Origin of the sequence: Paraburkholderia denitrificans, from assembly GCF_042655705.1 — a bacterium.
In the GTDB taxonomy this organism is placed as follows: Bacteria; Pseudomonadota; Gammaproteobacteria; order Burkholderiales; family Burkholderiaceae; genus Paraburkholderia; species Paraburkholderia denitrificans.
Window position 1 is genome coordinate 1 of record NZ_JBHSMP010000045.1, and the last position, 18,142, is coordinate 18,142.

General features: G+C 64.8%; 14 protein-coding genes. 13 read left to right on the plus strand and 1 reads right to left on the minus strand.

What is annotated here, in order from left to right:
- Positions 1-199 precede the first annotated feature (199 nt).
- Positions 200-1,393, minus strand: a complete 1,194-nt coding sequence (locus ACFPTO_RS24605; RefSeq protein WP_377715627.1) for a M20 aminoacylase family protein — start codon at positions 1,391-1,393, stop codon at positions 200-202.
- 313 nt (positions 1,394-1,706) lie between these two features.
- Here ACFPTO_RS24605 and ACFPTO_RS24610 point away from each other — a divergent pair, with 313 nt between their 5' ends.
- From ACFPTO_RS24610 to murC, 13 genes are all read left to right on the plus strand, one after another.
- On the plus strand, positions 1,707-3,380 hold the full coding sequence (locus ACFPTO_RS24610; RefSeq protein WP_377715629.1) for a long-chain fatty acid--CoA ligase: 1,674 nt from the start codon (positions 1,707-1,709) through the stop codon (positions 3,378-3,380).
- A 499-nt stretch (positions 3,381-3,879) separates the two neighbouring features.
- Positions 3,880-4,560 (plus strand): 2-polyprenyl-3-methyl-6-methoxy-1,4-benzoquinone monooxygenase, encoded by a 681-nt coding sequence (coq7, locus tag ACFPTO_RS24615; protein ID WP_377715631.1) that lies wholly within the window; start codon positions 3,880-3,882, stop codon positions 4,558-4,560.
- Between the two features lie 386 nt (positions 4,561-4,946).
- Positions 4,947-5,375, plus strand: coding sequence for a division/cell wall cluster transcriptional repressor MraZ (mraZ, locus tag ACFPTO_RS24620; RefSeq protein WP_028214080.1), 429 nt, complete (start codon positions 4,947-4,949; stop codon positions 5,373-5,375).
- A gap of 29 nt (positions 5,376-5,404) precedes the next feature.
- The gene (rsmH, locus tag ACFPTO_RS24625; protein ID WP_377715633.1) at positions 5,405-6,346 is read left to right on the plus strand and encodes a 16S rRNA (cytosine(1402)-N(4))-methyltransferase RsmH; all 942 of its coding nucleotides are present in this window, start codon (positions 5,405-5,407) and stop codon (positions 6,344-6,346) included.
- Positions 6,343-6,699 carry a cell division protein FtsL gene (ftsL, locus tag ACFPTO_RS24630; RefSeq protein WP_377715635.1) on the plus strand — a complete coding sequence of 119 codons (357 nt, stop codon included), beginning with the start codon at positions 6,343-6,345 and terminating at the stop codon, positions 6,697-6,699. The genes rsmH and ftsL overlap by 4 nt, the downstream gene beginning before the upstream one ends.
- The gene (locus tag ACFPTO_RS24635; RefSeq protein WP_377715637.1) at positions 6,696-8,639 is read left to right on the plus strand and encodes a peptidoglycan D,D-transpeptidase FtsI family protein; all 1,944 of its coding nucleotides are present in this window, start codon (positions 6,696-6,698) and stop codon (positions 8,637-8,639) included. The genes ftsL and ACFPTO_RS24635 overlap by 4 nt, the downstream gene beginning before the upstream one ends.
- The gene (locus tag ACFPTO_RS24640; protein ID WP_377715639.1) at positions 8,636-10,183 is read left to right on the plus strand and encodes a UDP-N-acetylmuramoyl-L-alanyl-D-glutamate--2,6-diaminopimelate ligase; all 1,548 of its coding nucleotides are present in this window, start codon (positions 8,636-8,638) and stop codon (positions 10,181-10,183) included. The genes ACFPTO_RS24635 and ACFPTO_RS24640 overlap by 4 nt, the downstream gene beginning before the upstream one ends.
- Positions 10,180-11,616 carry a UDP-N-acetylmuramoyl-tripeptide--D-alanyl-D-alanine ligase gene (locus ACFPTO_RS24645; protein WP_377715641.1) on the plus strand — a complete coding sequence of 479 codons (1,437 nt, stop codon included), beginning with the start codon at positions 10,180-10,182 and terminating at the stop codon, positions 11,614-11,616. The genes ACFPTO_RS24640 and ACFPTO_RS24645 overlap by 4 nt, the downstream gene beginning before the upstream one ends.
- A gap of 20 nt (positions 11,617-11,636) precedes the next feature.
- On the plus strand, positions 11,637-12,806 hold the full coding sequence (gene mraY / locus ACFPTO_RS24650) for a phospho-N-acetylmuramoyl-pentapeptide-transferase (RefSeq protein ID WP_377715643.1): 1,170 nt from the start codon (positions 11,637-11,639) through the stop codon (positions 12,804-12,806).
- Between the two features lie 53 nt (positions 12,807-12,859).
- A complete protein-coding gene (murD, locus tag ACFPTO_RS24655) occupies positions 12,860-14,383 on the plus strand; it encodes a UDP-N-acetylmuramoyl-L-alanine--D-glutamate ligase (protein WP_377715645.1) in 1,524 nt (507 codons plus the stop codon).
- On the plus strand, positions 14,380-15,648 hold the full coding sequence (gene ftsW / locus ACFPTO_RS24660; RefSeq protein ID WP_377715647.1) for a putative lipid II flippase FtsW: 1,269 nt from the start codon (positions 14,380-14,382) through the stop codon (positions 15,646-15,648). The genes murD and ftsW overlap by 4 nt, the downstream gene beginning before the upstream one ends.
- A complete protein-coding gene (murG, locus tag ACFPTO_RS24665; RefSeq protein ID WP_377715649.1) occupies positions 15,645-16,751 on the plus strand; it encodes an undecaprenyldiphospho-muramoylpentapeptide beta-N-acetylglucosaminyltransferase in 1,107 nt (368 codons plus the stop codon). Before ftsW ends, murG begins: the two co-directional genes overlap by 4 nt.
- Positions 16,748-18,142, plus strand: a complete 1,395-nt coding sequence (murC, locus tag ACFPTO_RS24670) for a UDP-N-acetylmuramate--L-alanine ligase (RefSeq protein WP_377715651.1) — start codon at positions 16,748-16,750, stop codon at positions 18,140-18,142. The genes murG and murC overlap by 4 nt, the downstream gene beginning before the upstream one ends.

The following is an 18,142-nucleotide window of genomic DNA, read 5'->3' on the forward strand; positions in this document are numbered from 1 at the left end:
CGTCAGGCTCCTTATGCTGTATCCGAAACCCCGGTGTCTCCCTGAGCGCCGGGGTTTCGGCGTTTACGTCCCGCCTGGGGCAGACGAGGCTGCGCGGCAGCGGTCAAGGCGAACAGTTAAAGCCGCAGGGCACATGAAGCAGCGCACATGAAAAAGCCGTCCCGAAAGACGGCTTTTCTGCATTCAAGCTCGTGACGATCTACTTCTGCGCAAGAAACTTCGTCGCAAGCTGCACCCAATACGACGAGCCAACCGGCAGCAACTGGTCATTGAAATCGTAGCTGGCGTTGTGCAACATGCACGGCCCCGCGCCGTGGCCCGCATCGCGATGGCCACCGTCGCCGTTACCCAAAAACGCGTAGCAACCCGGCTTCTCGATCAGCATGAACGAGAAATCCTCGGCGCCCATTGTTGGCTCGACGCTGGCGTTCACGCGGTCCTCACCGACTATCTCGCGCATGACCTCCGCAGCAAACTGCGTTTCCTTGCTGCTGTTTACCGTCGGCGGATAGTTGCGGTGGAAGGTCACCTCAGCGGTGCAATCATAGGCTTCGGCCGTGCTCGCAACGATCTTGCGTAGCCGCGATTCGATCAGATCGAGCGTATCCGTAGTGAACGTGCGAACAGTCCCGGCCAACCACGCGTCATTCGGTACGACATTGACCGCATCGCCGGCGTGAATCTGTGTGATCGACAGCACCGCCGTGTCGAGCGGCTTCTTGTTACGCGTGATGATACTTTGCAGCGCATTCGCGATCTGCACCGCGGTGAATACGGGATCGTGTCCATAGTGCGGCAGCGCCGCATGTGAACCGACGCCTTTAATGTCGATCCGGAATTCGTTGCTCGATGCCATGATCGGGCCTTCAGTCACGCCGAAGTGACCCGCCGGCATGCCCGGCCAGTTATGAATCCCGAACACGGCGTCGACGGGAAAGCGCTCGAACAACCCATCCTCGATCATCGCTTTCGCCCCCGCGCCGCCCTCTTCGGCAGGCTGGAAGATAAACACCACCGTGCCGTCGAACTGCCCGTGCTTCGCGAGATATCGGGCTGCGCCGAGCAACATCGCCATATGGCCATCGTGCCCGCACGCGTGCATCTTGCCTTCATTGCGCGAGCGGTGCTCGAAGGTATTCAGTTCGTGGATCGGCAGCGCGTCCATATCTGCGCGCAGCCCTACTGAGCGCGTGCCGTTGCCCCGTTTGAGAACACCGACAACGCCGGTTTTGCCCATTCCGCGATGTACGTCGATCCCCCATCCTGCTAACGTCGATGCAACCAGATCAGATGTGCTGGTTTCTTCGTAGCGCAGTTCGGGGTGAGCGTGAATCGTTCGTCGGAGGGCCTGGATTTCGCCTTGGGCGGACTGAATTTCCGGGATCAGTTTCATGGCGGACAGTGCGCGAGCGGGTGAGCACCCGGGATTGAACCGGGTTTGAATAGACCATTCTACGCCCAACCCCTTTTTTTGCTTTAACGCTTCGGGATCCTCGAACGATCAAAACACCCAAGAGGCGATGAGCTGGATAGCGGTCGATGTCGGCGGCAAGGCGACACTCTGCGCTGGCTGGTCGCTTGTCGCGTGCCGCCGCCGTTCGAGTGCTGCATCTAACTTGCTGATTCGCAGGGTTAAGCACCGATGCTTCCGTGCTACGATCCAGTTTTTAGCACGACCATTCGAAAAATAAAGGAGACGACGCCGCATGGAAAAAGTCTGGCTGAAATCGTATCCCCCCGGCGTTCCCTCGGAAATTGATCCGGGCCGCTACGCGTCGATCACGGCGCTGCTTGAAGAAAGCTTTAATGCGTATCGGACGAGGCCCGCTTTCGCATGCATGGGCAAGCAGATCACTTACGGCCAGCTTGACGACCTCTCGCGCCGGTTCGGGGCGTGGTTCCAGTCGCGCGGCATCGCGCGCGGCGCACGCATCGCCATCATGATGCCGAACGTGCTCCAGTATCCGGTCGCGCTTGCCGCGATCTTGCGCGCGGGCTACGTGGTCGTGAACGTGAACCCGCTCTACACGCCGCGCGAACTCGAACATCAGCTGAAGGACAGCGGTGCCGAAGCGATCGTCATCCTTGAGAATTTCGCGTCGACGCTTGATGCCGTCCTCGCGAGGACGAGCGTCAAGCACATCGTGGTCGCCTCGATGGGCGATCTGCTTGGTGTGAAGGGCTGTCTCGTCAATTTCGTCGTGCGGCGCGTGAAGAAGATGGTGCCCGTGTGGACCTTGCCGGGCCACGTGCGGTTCAACGATGCGATCGCCGCCGGTTCGCGCGCACAGTTCCAGCCTGTCGAGCAGTCGGGCGACGACGTCGCGTTTTTGCAGTACACGGGCGGCACGACCGGCGTTTCGAAGGGCGCGACGCTGCTGCATCGCAATCTGATCGCCAACGTGCTGCAGTCCGCGGCATGGAGCGAGCCCGCGCTCGCCAGGCTGCCGGACAGCGTCCAGGCGGTGACGGTCGCGGCGCTGCCGCTCTATCACGTGTTCGCGTTGACGGTCTGCGGCCTGCTGACGATCCGCACGGGCGGCCTCGCCGTCCTGATCCCGAACCCGCGCGACATCGCGGGCATGATCAAGGAACTCGAGGGCTACTCGATCACGACGTTCCCCGCGGTGAATACGCTCTACAACGCTGTCCTCAATCACCCGGATTTCGGCAAGCTCGATTTTTCGAAGCTGCTCGTTGCCAACGGCGGCGGCATGGCCGTGCAGGAAGCCGTGGCGAAGCGCTGGTACGAGAAGACACATGCTCCGATCATCGAGGGCTATGGTCTGTCTGAAACCTCGCCGAGCGTCACCTGCAATCCGACGACGGCGACCGAATACACCGGCACGATCGGTCTGCCGCTTCCCTCGACGGAAATCTCGATCCGCGACGATGCGGGCAACGAATTGCCGATTGGCGAAGCGGGCGAAATCTGCATTCGCGGGCCGCAGGTGATGGCGGGCTACTGGCAGCGGCCGGAGGAGACGGCGAAGGTCATGACGCCGGACGGCTTCTTCAAATCGGGCGATGTGGGCCTCATGAACTCGCGCGGCTATGTGAAGCTCGTCGATCGCAAGAAGGACATGATTCTCGTCTCGGGCTTCAACGTTTATCCGAACGAGGTGGAGGACGTGGTCGCGAAGCTGCCAGGCGTATTCGAAGTGGCGGCAGTGGGCGTGCCCGACCAGCATTCCGGCGAGGCGGTGAAGCTTTTCATCGTGAAGAAGGATCCGACGCTCACCGACAAGGACGTGTTCGATTACTGCAAGACGCAGCTCACGGGTTACAAGCGTCCGAAAATTGTCGAGTTCCGCAACGAGCTGCCGAAGAGCAACGTCGGCAAGATCTTGCGCCGGGAATTGCGCGACGGCCGCGCTTGAGCGGCGCCGATAACCGGTAAAGACTTAGGCCTGCCCGCGAGGGTGGGCCTTTCTTATTTGTGCGTGTCCAACCCGGAATCTGCCAAAGTGCAGCCGCGCCGTCACAAAGAAAAAAGGCGCCCTAAGGCGCCTTTGAGTTTGCTACAACTCTTCTTCTTCGAACCTGTGTCGGATCCCGAGCGTTTCTGGATTTTCTTCGTTTTATACGCGGAGCCGATTTTTTATTGACGTCGGTCTCTGCAGTCAACTTCGCGAGAGATTGCACGTAATGTAACAAACCCGCCGACCGGCGCAAAATAAAACCGGGCCGCTTCTAAGTACCTGTTTCGTTTACACAACATGGTCTAAAATATGCGCCTGCTATCGGCGCTGCCCCTGATTGACTGCGATCCGGGAGTTCCTGTATTGGCAAAAGCAGCCGCGCAAAGTCGCCGCAACAGTAGCTGCAAAAACGCGGTTCACGGCCTTGCCGCCGTTCGAGCAATCAAAGGGAGGTTGGATGACGCTTGACGATTTGATTACCGAATTCGATCGGGGCCTGCGCTCCGTTACGGGTGTTTCCCGGATGACGCGGCCGATGCCCGTACCGACTGCCCAGTCTTCGGAGGGCGAATCCGCCAAATCCACCGAATCCGCCGAAACGATGACGCCCGCCGCCGCGGAACTCACGCAGGCCGAGCGCGCGCACGCCGCGGGGCTGATGCGCGTGAATCATGTCGGTGAAGTGTGTGCCCAGGCCCTTTATCAGGCGCAGAAGCTGGCCACGCGTTCGTCCACGCTGAAGGCGGCGTTCGAACGGGCCGCGCGCGAGGAAGAGGATCACCTCGCATGGACAGCGCGCCGCCTGCAGGCGCTCGACGCGCGCCCGAGCCTGCTCAATCCGCTCTGGTATGCGGGCGCGGTGGCGATCGGTCTGGCCGCGGGCCGCTTTGGCGACAAGGTGAGTCTCGGTTTCATGGCCGAAACCGAGCGCCAGGTGGAACACCATCTCGACGGTCACCTGGAAAGCCTGCCGCCCGCCGATCTCGAATCGCGCGCCATCGTCGAGCAGATGCGCGCCGACGAGATCGCCCACGCGAAAGCGGCGGCCGATGCGGGCGGTGTCGAACTGCCGTTGCCGGTGCGCGCACTGATGCGCACCGTGTCGAAAATAATGACGCGTACCGCGTACTACATTTGAGGTTTTGATACGGAGCGGCGCCCTGTGCCGCTCCGTGTTTTGCACGCGATCCAATCCAGCTCGTCCCGCGCTTTTATTCCCGCCGAATCAAGTCCCGCCCGCGGTTTTCTTCGTGCTTTTCACGTATCACCTTCACAACCTGCGTTAGCTCATTCATTCGTAACGGTTTTTTATTTTTCACCTGACCTTGGGAAATGCCGCTAAGTCATTGTTCTATCGGACAAATTTCGTGAAAAAGCGAGCGGCGTCCCTTGACCCTTGTTGGACGTTCCTCTAAAGTGGGAGACAGTGTGAGAAAGTGTATTTTTGTGTGATTTCCGGGGCCTATTCGGGTAAATTTTTGAATTGAGACGGTTGGCCAGTGCCGCCGTTTGAGGGGGAGCAAATTGTTCCAGGGGGCGTCGGCGCTGACTCTTGATGCGAAAGGACGGATGTCGATTCCGTCGCGCTATCGGGACGCGCTGCAACAACAGGCAGAGGGACGGGTGACGATCACCAAGCACCCGGACGGCTGCCTGTTGCTATTTCCGCGCCCCGAATGGGAAGTGTTCCGCGCGAAGGTCGCCGCCTTGCCGATGGATGCGCACTGGTGGCGCCGGATTTTTCTCGGCAATGCGTCCGATGTCGACGTCGACAGCGCGGGCCGTGTGCTCGTCTCACCTGAATTACGTCTTGCGGCGGGAATGGAAAAGGAAGTCATGCTGCTTGGCATGGGTAGTCATTTTGAGTTGTGGGATGCGCAGACCTACGCGGCCAAGGAGCAGGCCGCGATGGCCCAGGGCATGCCCGACGCCTTGAAGAATTTCACGTTCTGATCGCGGTTTAAAAAGCTATGGCATCTGCGATGGGACAGGGACTGCAGCATCGCACGGTGCTGCTCGACGAAGCGGTCGATGCACTCGTCACGCGTGCGGACGGCCTCTATGTGGACGGCACGTTCGGGCGAGGCGGGCACAGCCGCGCGATCCTCGGCCGGCTCGCCGATGGCGGGCGCCTGATCGCGTTCGACAAGGATCCGCTCGCGATCGCCGAGGCCGCGACGATCGAGGATCCGCGTTTCGCCATCGTGCACGAGAGTTTTGCTTCGCTGCGCGACGCTCTGGCGTCGCGCGGGGTAGGGCGTGTGTCGGGAGTGCTGCTGGATCTTGGCGTGTCGTCGCCGCAAGTCGACGACCCGCAGCGCGGTTTCAGTTTCCGCGCGGACGGTCCGCTCGACATGCGGATGGACCCGACGCGCGGCGAGTCTGCCGCTGACTGGCTCGCTCGGGCCACGTTGCAGGAACTGACGGAGGTGATTCGAGATTATGGGGAAGAACGGTTTGCTTTTCAGATTGCAAAGGCGCTTGTTGCTCGCCGGGCAGAGTCCGACCGTCTCGGGCCTCTCGTCAGCACGGGCGAGCTTGCCCAAATCGTGGCTAACGTCGTCAAAACCCGTGAGAAGGGTAAGGACCCGGCAACCCGCACCTTTCAGGCTATACGGATTCACGTCAATCAAGAGCTTGCGGAGCTGCAAGTCGTTCTAGAAGCAGCGTTGTCCGCGCTGGAGCAGGGGGGGCGGCTGGTGGTCATCAGCTTTCATTCGCTCGAAGACCGGATCGTCAAGCGGTTCATGCAGGCGCACGCAAGCGCGCCCGCCGTTGACCGCCGCTTGCCGATCCGCGCCGTCGATTTGCCGAGCCCGCCGCTCAAGCTGCTCGGCCGCGTGTTCGCGAGCGACGCCGAAGTCGCCGCGAACCCGCGCGCCCGTTCGGCCGTGATGCGCATTGCGGAGCGCGTCGCGCCATGAACCGCCTGAACATCTTCCTGCTGATCGTCGTGATGGGCTGTGCGTTGTCGGTCGTCAACGCCACCAATCAGCAGCGCCAGATCTTCATCCAGCTGCAGCGTGCGCAGTCGCAGGAGCGCCAGCTCCAGCAGGACTACGCACAACTTCAGTATCAGCAGAGCGCGCTGTCGAGGACATCGCGCATCGAACAGATCGCCACCGATTCACTCAAGATGCAAGCCGTCGCGACCGGACGCACGCAATACCTGACTCTCGCGCCCGGGGCGACTGCCGCCTCGGACGCGCCGGTGCCCACGTCGGCGCCGGCCTCCGCCCCGGCCGCTCCTACCAGCCGTCGCGGAGGCACGCGATGAAAAAAGGCAATAGCCGCAAGAGCGTCGCCTTTTCGTCGAATCCGATCCTGTCCGTGCGCCTGCCGATGTGGCGCTCGAAGCTCGTCGTGTTCCTGCTGTTCATGGCGTTCGTCGCGCTGGCCGCGCGCGCGTTCTGGATCCAGGGCCCGGGCAACGCGTTCTATCAGAAGCAGGGCGAAAGCCGCTATCAGCGCACGGTCGAATTGCCCGCCACGCGCGGCAAGATCCTCGACCGCAACGGGCTCGTCCTCGCGACGAGCCTGCCCGTGCGCGCCATCTGGGCCATTCCCGAAGACGTGCCCGACGACCTCGGCGCTGACAAGCTCACGCAGCTCGGCCAGCTGCTCGACATGTCGACGACCGATCTGCGCAAGAAGCTCTCCGAGGACAAGAACTTCGTCTACGTGAAGCGCCAGGTGCCGCTCGAGGTCGCCGCCAAAGTGACGGCGCTCGACATTCCGGGCATCTATCAGCGCAACGAATACAAGCGCTTCTATCCGGAAGGCGAGGTGACCGCTCACCTGATCGGCTTCACGAACGTCGAGGACGAGGGCCAGGAAGGCATCGAGCTCAGCAACCAGAAGATTCTCGAAGGCATGCCGGGCATCCGTCACGTCATCAAGGACCGCATGGGGCACGTGGTCGAGGATCTGGACGAGCAGGTCGTGCCACACGACGGGCAGGACGTGCGGTTGTCGATCGACAGCAAGATCCAGTACATCGCCTGGTCGAACCTGAAGGCCGCCATCGAGAAGTTCAAGGCGAAGGCCGGCGCGGCGATGGTCGTCGACGTGCGCACCGGCGAAGTGCTCGCGCTCGTCAATTTCCCCACCTACAACCCGAACGACCGCTCGCACCTTACGGGCGAGCAGTTGCGCAACCGCATCCTCACCGACGTGTTCGAGCCGGGCTCGATCATGAAGCCGTTCACGGTGTCGCTCGCGCTGGATTTGCACCGCGTCTCGCCGACTACACTGGTGGATACGGGCCCCGGTCACTTCACGCTGGACGGCGCGACCATCACCGACGACGCCGCGTTCGGCGTGCTCACGGTGGGCGGCGTGATCCAGAAGTCGAGCAATATCGGCGCGACCAAGATCGCGATGACGCTCAAGCCCGAAGAAATGTGGGACATGTACACGAGCATCGGACTCGGTCAGGCGCCGAAGGTCGGATTCCCCGGCGCGGCGGCGGGCCGCCTGCGTCCGTGGAAAAGCTGGCGCCGCATCGAACAGGCGACGATGTCGTACGGTTACGGCCTTTCGGTGTCGCTGTTCCAGCTCGCGCGCGCGTACACGGCGATTGCCCACGACGGCCAGATCCTGCCCGTCACGATCTTCCGCCACCCGGGCGACGACCAGCCTGTGGCCGGCACGCAGGTGTTCTCGCCGACCACGGCGCGCGAAGTGCGCACGATGCTGGAAAGCGTGGTGTCGACCCAGGGCACGTCGCCGGCTGCGGCCGTGCCGGGCTATCGCGTGGGCGGCAAGTCGGGCACCGCGTACAAACATGAGGCCCACGGCTACGACAAGTCGAAGTACCGTGCGTCGTTCGTCGGCATGGCGCCGATGCCGAATCCGCGCATTGTCGTCGCCGTGTCGATCGACGAGCCGACTGCCGGCAGCCACTTCGGCGGCGCGGTGTCGGGTCCGGTGTTCTCGGCGATCGCCGGCGACACGCTGCGCTCGCTGAACGTGCCGCCCGACATGCCCGTCAAGCAGCTCGTCGTATCCGACGACACCGCGCGCGATACAGCTTCGAACACGCCGGCTTCCGGTGTGGTCGCCGCCGCGCCGGACAAGCGCGCAGTTGCTACACCGAATACAGCAGCGAATACCGCAGCGATTGCTGCACCGAATGCGGCGAAGAAACCCGCCGCAACGGCGCGTCGCCTGACCGTCGCCGAAAACGCCAGGAACAGCCCAGGAGTCGTCCGATGAGCGCAATGCGCAACCGGCATCCCGCGCACCAGCAGATCGCGGACGCGCTCGCGTGGCTGCGTGCGCACGCCGCGCCGCAGGCCGCCTTGCACGCCGACACGCGCGGCTTGAAACCGGGCGACGTGTTCGTCGCCTATGCCGTCGACGGCGCGGACAATCGCGCGCACATCGACAACGCGATCGAACGCGGTGCGGCCGCCATTCTTTATCAGCCGGAAGGGTTCGCGGGCCAGCCGGATGCGTCGATGTCGCTCGCGGTGCCGCAGCTCGACATGCTGGCCGGTGAGATTGCGAGCGGCTGGTATGGCGACCCGAGCGATGCGATGCTGATGGTCGGCGTGACCGGCACCAACGGCAAGACGTCGTGCAGCCAGTGGGTTGCCACGGCGCTTACGGCGATCGGCGAGAAGTGCGCGATCGTCGGCACGCTCGGCAGCGGCTTTCCCGGCCAGCTCGCGCATACCGGCTTCACCACGCCCGACGCGCCGCAACTGCAGCGCAGTCTCGCGCAGCTGCGCGCGTCCGGCGCGCGCGCGGTGGCGATGGAAGTGTCGTCGCACGCGCTGCATCAGGGCCGCGTGAACGGCACGTCGTTCGACGTCGCGATCTTCACGAATCTCACCCAGGATCACCTCGACTATCACCGTACGTTCGCGGCTTACGAGGCGGCGAAGGCACGGCTTTTCGCGTGGCCCGGCCTGAGTGCGGCAGTGATCAACGCCGACGATGAAGCAGGCCGCCGCCTGATCGCGTCGACGCGCGGCCACGCGCGCACGATCGCCTACAGCGTCGAAAAATCCGCTGCCGAAGCGCCGGTCGCCGATGCCTCGCTGCGCGCCTCGAACGTGCGCGCGACGGCGACGGGCACGGCATTCCACCTCGAAACCTCCGACTGGGGCGAAGCTGAAGTCGAAGTCGAGACGCTCGGCCTCTTCAACGTGAGCAATCTGCTGGGCGTGCTCGGCGCGCTGCTCGTGGCGAACGTGCCGCTCGTCGCGGCGCTCGGCGAACTGGCGAAGCTGCAGCCGGTGAACGGCCGCATGGAGCGCCTGGGCGGCCGCGTCGATCATGACGAGCCGCTCGTCGTGATCGATTACGCGCACACGCCCGACGCGCTCGAAAAAACGCTCGAAGCGCTGCGCCCGATTGCAGCGGCACGCGGCGGCCAGCTCGTGTGCATGTTCGGCTGCGGCGGCGACCGCGACGCGACCAAGCGTCCGCTGATGGGCGCCATCGCCGAGCGTCTGGCCGACCATGTCGTCGTGACGAGCGACAACCCGCGCAGCGAATCGCCTGCCGCGATCATCGACCAGATCGTCGGCGGCATGCGCGATGTAGAGCACGCGCGCCGTGTCGAGGACCGCGCGAGCGCGATCCTGCAAGCGGTGCGCGGCGCGGCGCGCGAAGACGTCGTCGTGCTGGCCGGCAAGGGGCACGAGGCGACTCAGGAAATCATGGGCAAGAAGCGTGCGTTCTCCGATCAGGACCACGCGCGGCTTGCTCTCGCTGCTCGTGCCACGCACGGGCGCGGAGGCGGTGAATGACGATGTTTTCCCTGCTCGAAGCGGCAGCGCTGATTCCGGGTGCGAGTGTGCTCGGCGACGAGCACGCCACGTTCGAGCGCGTGTCGACCGACAGCCGCACGGCCGGTCCCGGCGATCTGTTCGTCGCCCTCAAGGGCGAGCGTTTCGACGCGCACGACTTTCTGCCCGAAGTGGCGAACCGCCACGTAAGCGCGGTGCTGGTGTCGCGCAGTCCCGGCGACTGGCGCATTCCGGCGCTGCGCGTGGGCGACACACGCACGGCGCTCGGCGCGCTCGCGCTTGGCTGGCGGCGGCGTTTCGCGCTGCCGCTCGTCGCGGTGACGGGCAGCAACGGCAAGACGACCGTCAAGGAAATGATCGCGTCGATCTTCGCTGCGGCAGTCGGCGAAGACGGTCGGCTCGCGACCGCTGGAAACCTCAACAACGATATCGGCGTGCCGCTCACGCTACTGCGCCTGTCCGGCGCACATCGCCTCGCCGTCGTGGAACTCGGGATGAACCATCCGGGCGAAACGGAGTTGCTCGCACAGTTCGCGGAGCCGACTGTCGCGGTGATCAACAACGCGCAACGCGAACATCAGGAATTCATGGCGACGGTGGAAGCTGTCGCGCTCGAACACGCGAGCGTGATCCACGCCTTGAAGCCCGAAGGCGTCGCGGTGTTTCCCGCCGATGACGCGTACGCGGGCCTCTGGCACATCGCCGCGACCGGCTCGCGGGTGCTCGATTTTGCGCTTCATACCGACGAGCGCGCCGTCGATGCGGCTGTCACGGGCAAATTCGCGGGCAAGCTCGCGGACAAGCTCACGGCCAATCGCCTCTCCATCGCCACGCCGGAAGGTCATCTCGAAGTCGAACTGCAGGTGCTCGGCGCGCACAACGCCCACAACGCGCTTGCCGCGACGGCGGCGGCGCTCGCAGCCGGTGTTTCGCTCGATGCGATCCGCCGCGGGCTCGAAGCGTTCGTGCCGGTGAAGGGGCGTTTGCAGGTGAAACATGCGCTGCTCGGGGAACTTGCGGGCGCTGCGGTGATCGATGACACCTACAACGCGAACCCGGACTCCGTGCGCGCGGCAATCGACGTGCTCGCGCAGTGCGCCGCACCGCGCGTGCTGGTGCTCGGCGACATGGGCGAAGTCGGCGACGACGGTCCGGCGTTTCACCGCGAGGTGGGCGCGTATGCGAAAGAGCGCGGCATCGATGCGCTTTACACGCTCGGCGACGCCGCGCGCGACAGCTCGGCGGCATTCGGCGCGAACGCGCTGCATGCGGCCGGTGTCGGCGAACTGGTGAATGCGCTCTCGGCGGCCGGTTACGGTTCCGGCGCAACGTTACTCGTGAAAGGCTCGCGCTTCATGAAGATGGAACGCGTGGTGGCGGCACTCACGAATCCGCACAATCCTGCGCCGGATGCCAAATCCGGCGCGCACTGAAATACGAAGGAATCCAAGGCATGCTACTGGCGCTGGCGCAATGGCTGCAGAATGACGCAAGCTTCTTGCGCGTGTTCAGTTATCTGACGTTCCGTGCGGTGATGGCGACCATCACCGCGATGGCGATCGGACTTTTCTGCGGCCCGTGGGTCATCCGCAAGCTGACCGAGATGAAGGTCGGCCAGGCGGTGCGCACGGACGGTCCGCAGACGCACCTCGTGAAATCGGGCACGCCGACGATGGGCGGCGTGCTGATCCTCATGGGCATCGCGGTATCCACGCTGCTCTGGGGCGATCTCACGAACCGCTTCATCTGGATCGTGATGCTCGTCACGTTCGGCTTCGGCATGATCGGCTGGGTGGACGACTATCGTAAGGTCGTCTACAAGGACCCGCGCGGGATGTCGTCGCGCGAGAAGTATTTCTGGCAGTCGGTGATCGGTCTTTTCGCGGCCGTGTATCTCGCGTTCAGCGTGTCCGAGGCGAACAACGTGCGCGTGTTCGACCTCTTCATGGCGTGGGTCAGAAGCGGTTTTTCGATCGGCCTGCCCGCGCGCGCCGACCTCTTGCTGCCGTTCCTCAAGTCGATCAGCTATCCGCTCGGCGTGTGGGGCTTCATCGCGCTCACGTATTTCGTGATCGTCGGCGCGAGCAACGCCGTCAATCTCACCGATGGCCTCGACGGCCTCGTCATCATGCCGGTCGTGCTCGTCGGCGGCTCGCTCGGCGTGTTCGCCTATGTGATGGGCAGCTCGGTGTATTCGAAGTATCTGCTGTTCCCGCACATTCCCGGCGCGGGCGAGTTGATGATCTTCTGCTCGGCGATGGGCGGGGCCGGGCTCGCGTTTCTCTGGTTCAACACGTATCCCGCACAGGTGTTCATGGGCGACGTGGGCGCACTCGCGCTCGGCGGCGCGCTCGGCACCATCGCCGTGATCGTGCGCCAGGAGATCGTGCTCTTCATCATGGGCGGCATTTTCGTCGCGGAAACGCTCTCCGTGATGCTGCAGGTCACATGGTTCAAGTACACGAAGAAGCGTTTCGGCGAAGGCCGCCGCATCTTCAAGATGGCGCCGCTGCATCACCACTTCGAATTGTCGGGCTGGAAGGAGACGCAGGTTGTCGTGCGTTTCTGGATCATCACGCTGATGCTGTGTCTGTTCGGTCTGTCCACGCTCAAGTTGCGCTGAGTCAGCAGGTTAAACAAGCAGTCCAACTGGCAAGTAACCAAGGGAATCAAGCGATGTTTGGCGAGAAGTTTCGGGATCGGCAAAAGCCGATGGTGCTCGTGCTGGGGCTCGGCGAATCGGGCCTCGCGATGGCGCGCTGGTGCGCCAGGCACGGTTGCCGCCTGCGCATTGCCGACACGCGCGTGGCGCCGCCCGGCTTGCCCGAACTCGCCGCACGCGGCATCGACGCCGATTTCATCGGCGGGTCGTTCACGACCGCGTTGCTCGACGGCGTCGATCTCGTCGCGATGAGCCCCGGCCTCTCGCCGCTTGCCGCCGACCTCGTGCCGCTGATCGCGGCGGCGCGCGAGCGCGGTATCGATGTCTGGGGCGAACTCGAACTCTTTGCTCAGGCGCTGCGTCATCTCGGCGAGAGCGGCTACACGCCGAAGGTGCTCGCGATCACCGGCACGAACGGCAAGACCACGACGACGAGCCTCACGGGCATGCTCTGCGAGCGCGCGGGCAAGCGCGTCGCGGTCGCGGGCAACATCAGCCCGGCGATGCTCGACAAGCTTGCGGACGCTATCGACAACACCGCGCTGCCCGATGTCTGGGTGCTCGAATTGTCGAGCTTCCAGCTTGAGACATCGCAAACGTTCGCGCCGGACGCGGCCGCTGTTCTCAACATCACGCAGGATCACCTCGACTGGCACGGCGGCATGGATGCCTACGCCGCCGCGAAGGGCCGTATCTTCGGGCCGCAGACCACACGCGTGCTCAATCGCGACGATGCGCGCGTGATGGCGCTCGCGCCCGTGGCCGACAGCGCTGCGCGCGCCGTGACTGCAGTGACGTTCGGCCTCGACGAACCGCAGCGCGATGGCGACTACGGCCTCTCGCGCGAGAACGGCATGCTGTGGCTCGTGCAGGCGTATGACCGCGACGCGACGGACGAACCGGTTTCCGCGCGCCGCCGCAAGCAGCAGGAAAGCGCGTCCGCGAACCTCGGCATCAAGCGTCTGATGCCTGCGGACGCGCTGCGCATTCGCGGCCTGCACAACGCTGCGAACGCGCTGGCGGCGCTCGCGCTCACGCGCGCAATCGACCTGCCTGCGGCACCGCTGCTGCACGGCCTGCGCGACTATCGCGGCGAGCCGCATCGCGTGGAGTTGATCGCGTCGATCGAAGGCATCGACTACGTCGACGACAGCAAGGGCACGAACGTCGGCGCGACGGTCGCCGCGCTCGACGGCCTCGCGCAGCGCGCGGTGCTGATCGCGGGCGGCGACGGCAAGGGCCAGGATTTCGAGCCGCTCGCGGCCCCGGTGGCGCGCTGGTGCCGCGCGGTGATGCTGATCGGCCGCGACGCGCCGCAGATTCGCGCCGCGCTGGAGCCGACCGGCGTCGTCATCGACGATCACCCGACGCTCGAAGCCGCAACGCGCGCCGCCACGGCGCTCGCGCAACCCGGCGACGTCGTGCTGCTCTCGCCTGCGTGCGCGAGCCTCGACATGTTCAAAAACTACGCCCATCGCGCGGCCGTGTTCCACGATACGGTCGAGGAAATCGCCGCTGAACGGGGGACGATGATATGAGCTGGTCCGAACGGTTCGGTTCGCGATTCCTCGGCGAGCGTGGCGGCCAGGATGGGGCATCGGGCGGTGCAGCGGCCCGCGCGAGCGGGCTCGCGAGCGTCGTCAGCGGCGTGCGGCCCGCGCGCTCGCGCATGCTGGACTACGATCACTCGCTCGTGTGGGCCGTGATCGCGCTGCTCGGGCTCGGCGTCGTGATGGTGTATTCGGCGTCGATCGCCATGCCCGATTCGCCGAAGTACGCCTCGTATCACGACTACGCGTTCCTCTTGCGCCACCTCATTTCGCTCGCGGTCGCCGCGATTGCGGCGCTGATCGCGTTCCGCATCCCCGTTTCGACGTGGGACCGCTACGCGCCGAAGCTCTTCATCATCGTGCTCGCGATGCTTGTCGTCGTGCTGATTCCGCACATCGGCAAGGGCGTCAACGGCGCGCGCCGCTGGATTCCGCTCGGCGTCACCAACATGCAGCCGTCGGAAATCATGAAGCTCGCCGTGACGATCTACGCGGCGAACTACACGGTGCGCAAGCAGGAATACATGCACAGCTTCGCCAAGGGCTTTTTGCCGATGGCGTTCGCGGTCGGCGTCGTCGGCGCGCTGCTGCTGCTCGAACCCGACATGGGCGCGTTCATGGTGATCGCCGCAATCGCGATGGGCGTGCTGTTTCTCGGCGGCGTGAACGGCAAGCTGTTCGGCGGCCTCGTTGCGACAGCGGTCGGCACGTTCTCGCTGCTCGTGTGGGCATCGCCCTGGCGGCGCGAGCGGATCTTCGCGTATCTCGATCCGTGGGACGACCGCTACGCGCAGGGCAAGGCCTACCAGCTCACGCACTCGCTGATCGCATTCGGGCGCGGCGAGTGGTTCGGCGTCGGGCTGGGCGGCAGCGTCGAGAAGCTCAACTATCTGCCCGAAGCGCACACCGACTTCATCCTCGCCGTGATCGGCGAGGAACTCGGTTTTGTCGGCGTGCTGATCGTGATCCTGCTGTTCTACTGGATCGTGCGCCGCTCGTTCGAGATCGGCCGCCAGGCGCTCGCGCTCGACCGCACGTTCGCGGGGCTCGTCGCGAAGGGCATCGGCGTGTGGTTCGGCGCGCAGGCGTTCATCAACATGGGCGTGAACCTCGGCCTGCTGCCGACCAAGGGCCTCACGCTGCCGCTCGTGAGCTACGGCGGCTCTGGCATTCTGCTCAACTGCGTCGCCGTCGCGCTGCTGTTGCGCGTGGATTACGAGAATCGCGTGCTGATGCGTGGGGGGAAGGTATGAACCGCACGCTCATGGTGATGGCTGGCGGCACGGGCGGACATGTGTTCCCCGGGCTCGCGGTCGCGCACCGCATGCAGTCGTGGGGCTGGCGCGTCGTGTGGCTCGGCAATCCCGCGGGCATGGAAGCGACGCTCGTGCCGAAGCACGGCATTCCGATGGAATTCGTGCGCTTCGGCGGCGTGCGCGGCAAGGGCATCAAGACGAAGCTGATGCTGCCGCTCAACCTGCTGCGCGCATTCACGCAGAGCCGCGCGGCGCTCGCGCGCGTGAAGCCCGATGTCGTGCTCGGCATGGGCGGCTACATCACGTTCCCGGCGGGCGTGATGAGCGCGCTATCGGGCGCGCCGCTCGTGCTGCACGAACAGAACTCTATTGCGGGCCTCGCCAACAAGGTGCTGGCGAAGCTCGCGAAGCGCGTGCTCGTCGCGTTTCCCGGCGCGCTGCCGCACGCCGAGTGGACCGGCAATCCGATCCGCGAGGAACTCGAACACGTCGGCGAGCCGCAGGCGCGCTACGCGGCACGCAGCGGTCCGCTGCGCGTGCTCGTCGTCGGCGGCAGCCTCGGCGCGGCGGCGCTCAACGACGTGGTGCCTCGCGCGCTCGCGCTCATCGCGCAAGGCGAGCGTCCGCGCGTCGTGCATCAGGCGGGTGCGAAGCACATCGACGCGCTGAAGGCCAACTACGTCGAAGCGGGCCTGCTCGACCCGGCAGCAGCCGACGACTCGGTGCGGCTCGTGCCGTTCATCGACGACATGGCGAGCGCCTATGAGGACGCGGATCTCGTGATCTGCCGCTCGGGTGCGATGACCGTGGCCGAAATCGCTGCGGTGGGCGTGGCGGCGTGCTTCGTGCCGTTCCCGTTCGCCGTGGACGACCATCAGACCACCAACGCCGCATTCCTTGCCGACAAAGGCGCGGCGCGCGTGGTGCAGCAACGCGACCTGACGGCGGAATCGCTCGCCGGATGGCTGCGGCAACAAACCAGACAATCGCTGGCGGAAATGGCTGGGCGCGCCCGCGCGCTCGCGAAACCCGACGCCGCCGATCAGGTCGCAAGCATTTGCGCGGCCGTGGCCGGTGGCAGTCCGGGAGGAAAGCAATGAAACACATCGTCAAACATATTCATTTCGTCGGAATCGGCGGCGCGGGCATGAGCGGCATCGCCGAAGTGCTCATCACGCTCGGCTATCAGGTCAGCGGCTCGGACCTCACGCAGAACGCGGTCACCGACCGTCTCGCCGCGCTCGGCGCGCGCATCGCCATCGGCCATGACGCGCAGAACATCGAAGGCGCGAATGCCGTGGTCGTCTCGACCGCCGTGCGCAGCGACAACCCCGAAGTGCTCGCGGCGCGCCATCTGCGCGTGCCGATCGTGCCGCGCGCGGTGATGCTCGCGGAACTCATGCGCCTGAAGCAGGGCATCGCGATTGCGGGCACGCACGGCAAGACCACGACCACGTCGCTCGTCGCGAGCGTGCTCGCCGCGGGCGGACTCGATCCGACCTTCGTGATCGGCGGGCGCCTCATCAGCGCGGGCGCGAACGCGCGGCTCGGCACGGGCGACTTCATCGTCGCGGAAGCCGACGAGTCGGACGCCTCGTTCCTCAATCTTCTTCCGGTGATCGAAGTCATCACGAACATCGACGCCGATCACATGGACACCTACGGGCACGACTTCGCGCGCCTGAAGCAGGCGTTTATCGAATTCACGCACCGGCTGCCGTTCTACGGCATCGCGGTGCTCTGCGTCGACGACCCGAACGTGAAGCAGATCCTGCCGTTCGTCTCGAAGCCGATCATCCGTTACGGCTTCGCGCCCGAGGCGCAGGTGCGCGCGGTCAACGTCGTCGCGCGCGACGGCAAGATGTATTTCACGGCGATGCGCGAAGATGCGCCGTCGCTCGACATCGTGTTGAACCTTCCCGGTACGCACAATGTCCAGAACGCGTTGGCCGCGATTGCGATTGCGAGCGAACTCGAAGTGAAGGACGCGGACATCCAGCGCGCGCTCGCCGAATTCAACGGCGTGGGCCGCCGCTTCCAGCGCTACGGCGAGATTGCGGTCAACGGCGGCGGCACTTACACGTTGATCGACGATTACGGCCATCACCCGGTGGAGATGACCGCGACCATCGCTGCTGCGCGCGGTGCGTTTCCCGGGCGCCGTCTCGTGCTCGCGTTCCAGCCGCACCGCTATACGCGCACGCGCGACTGCTTCGAGGATTTCGTCAAAGTGCTGTCGACCGTCGATGCACTCGTGCTGACCGATGTGTACGCCGCGGGCGAAGCAGCGATCGTCGCCGCCGATGGCCGTGCGCTCGCGCGTGCGATCCGCGTGGCGGGCAAGGTCGAGCCGGTGTTCGTCGAAACGGTGGACGAGGTGCCGAACGCGCTTGCCGCAATGGTGCGCGACGGCGATGTGGTGATTACGATGGGCGCGGGGTCGATCGGCAGTGTGCCGGGTCGCGTCGCTGCCCGCGAAGAGAAGGTGTGA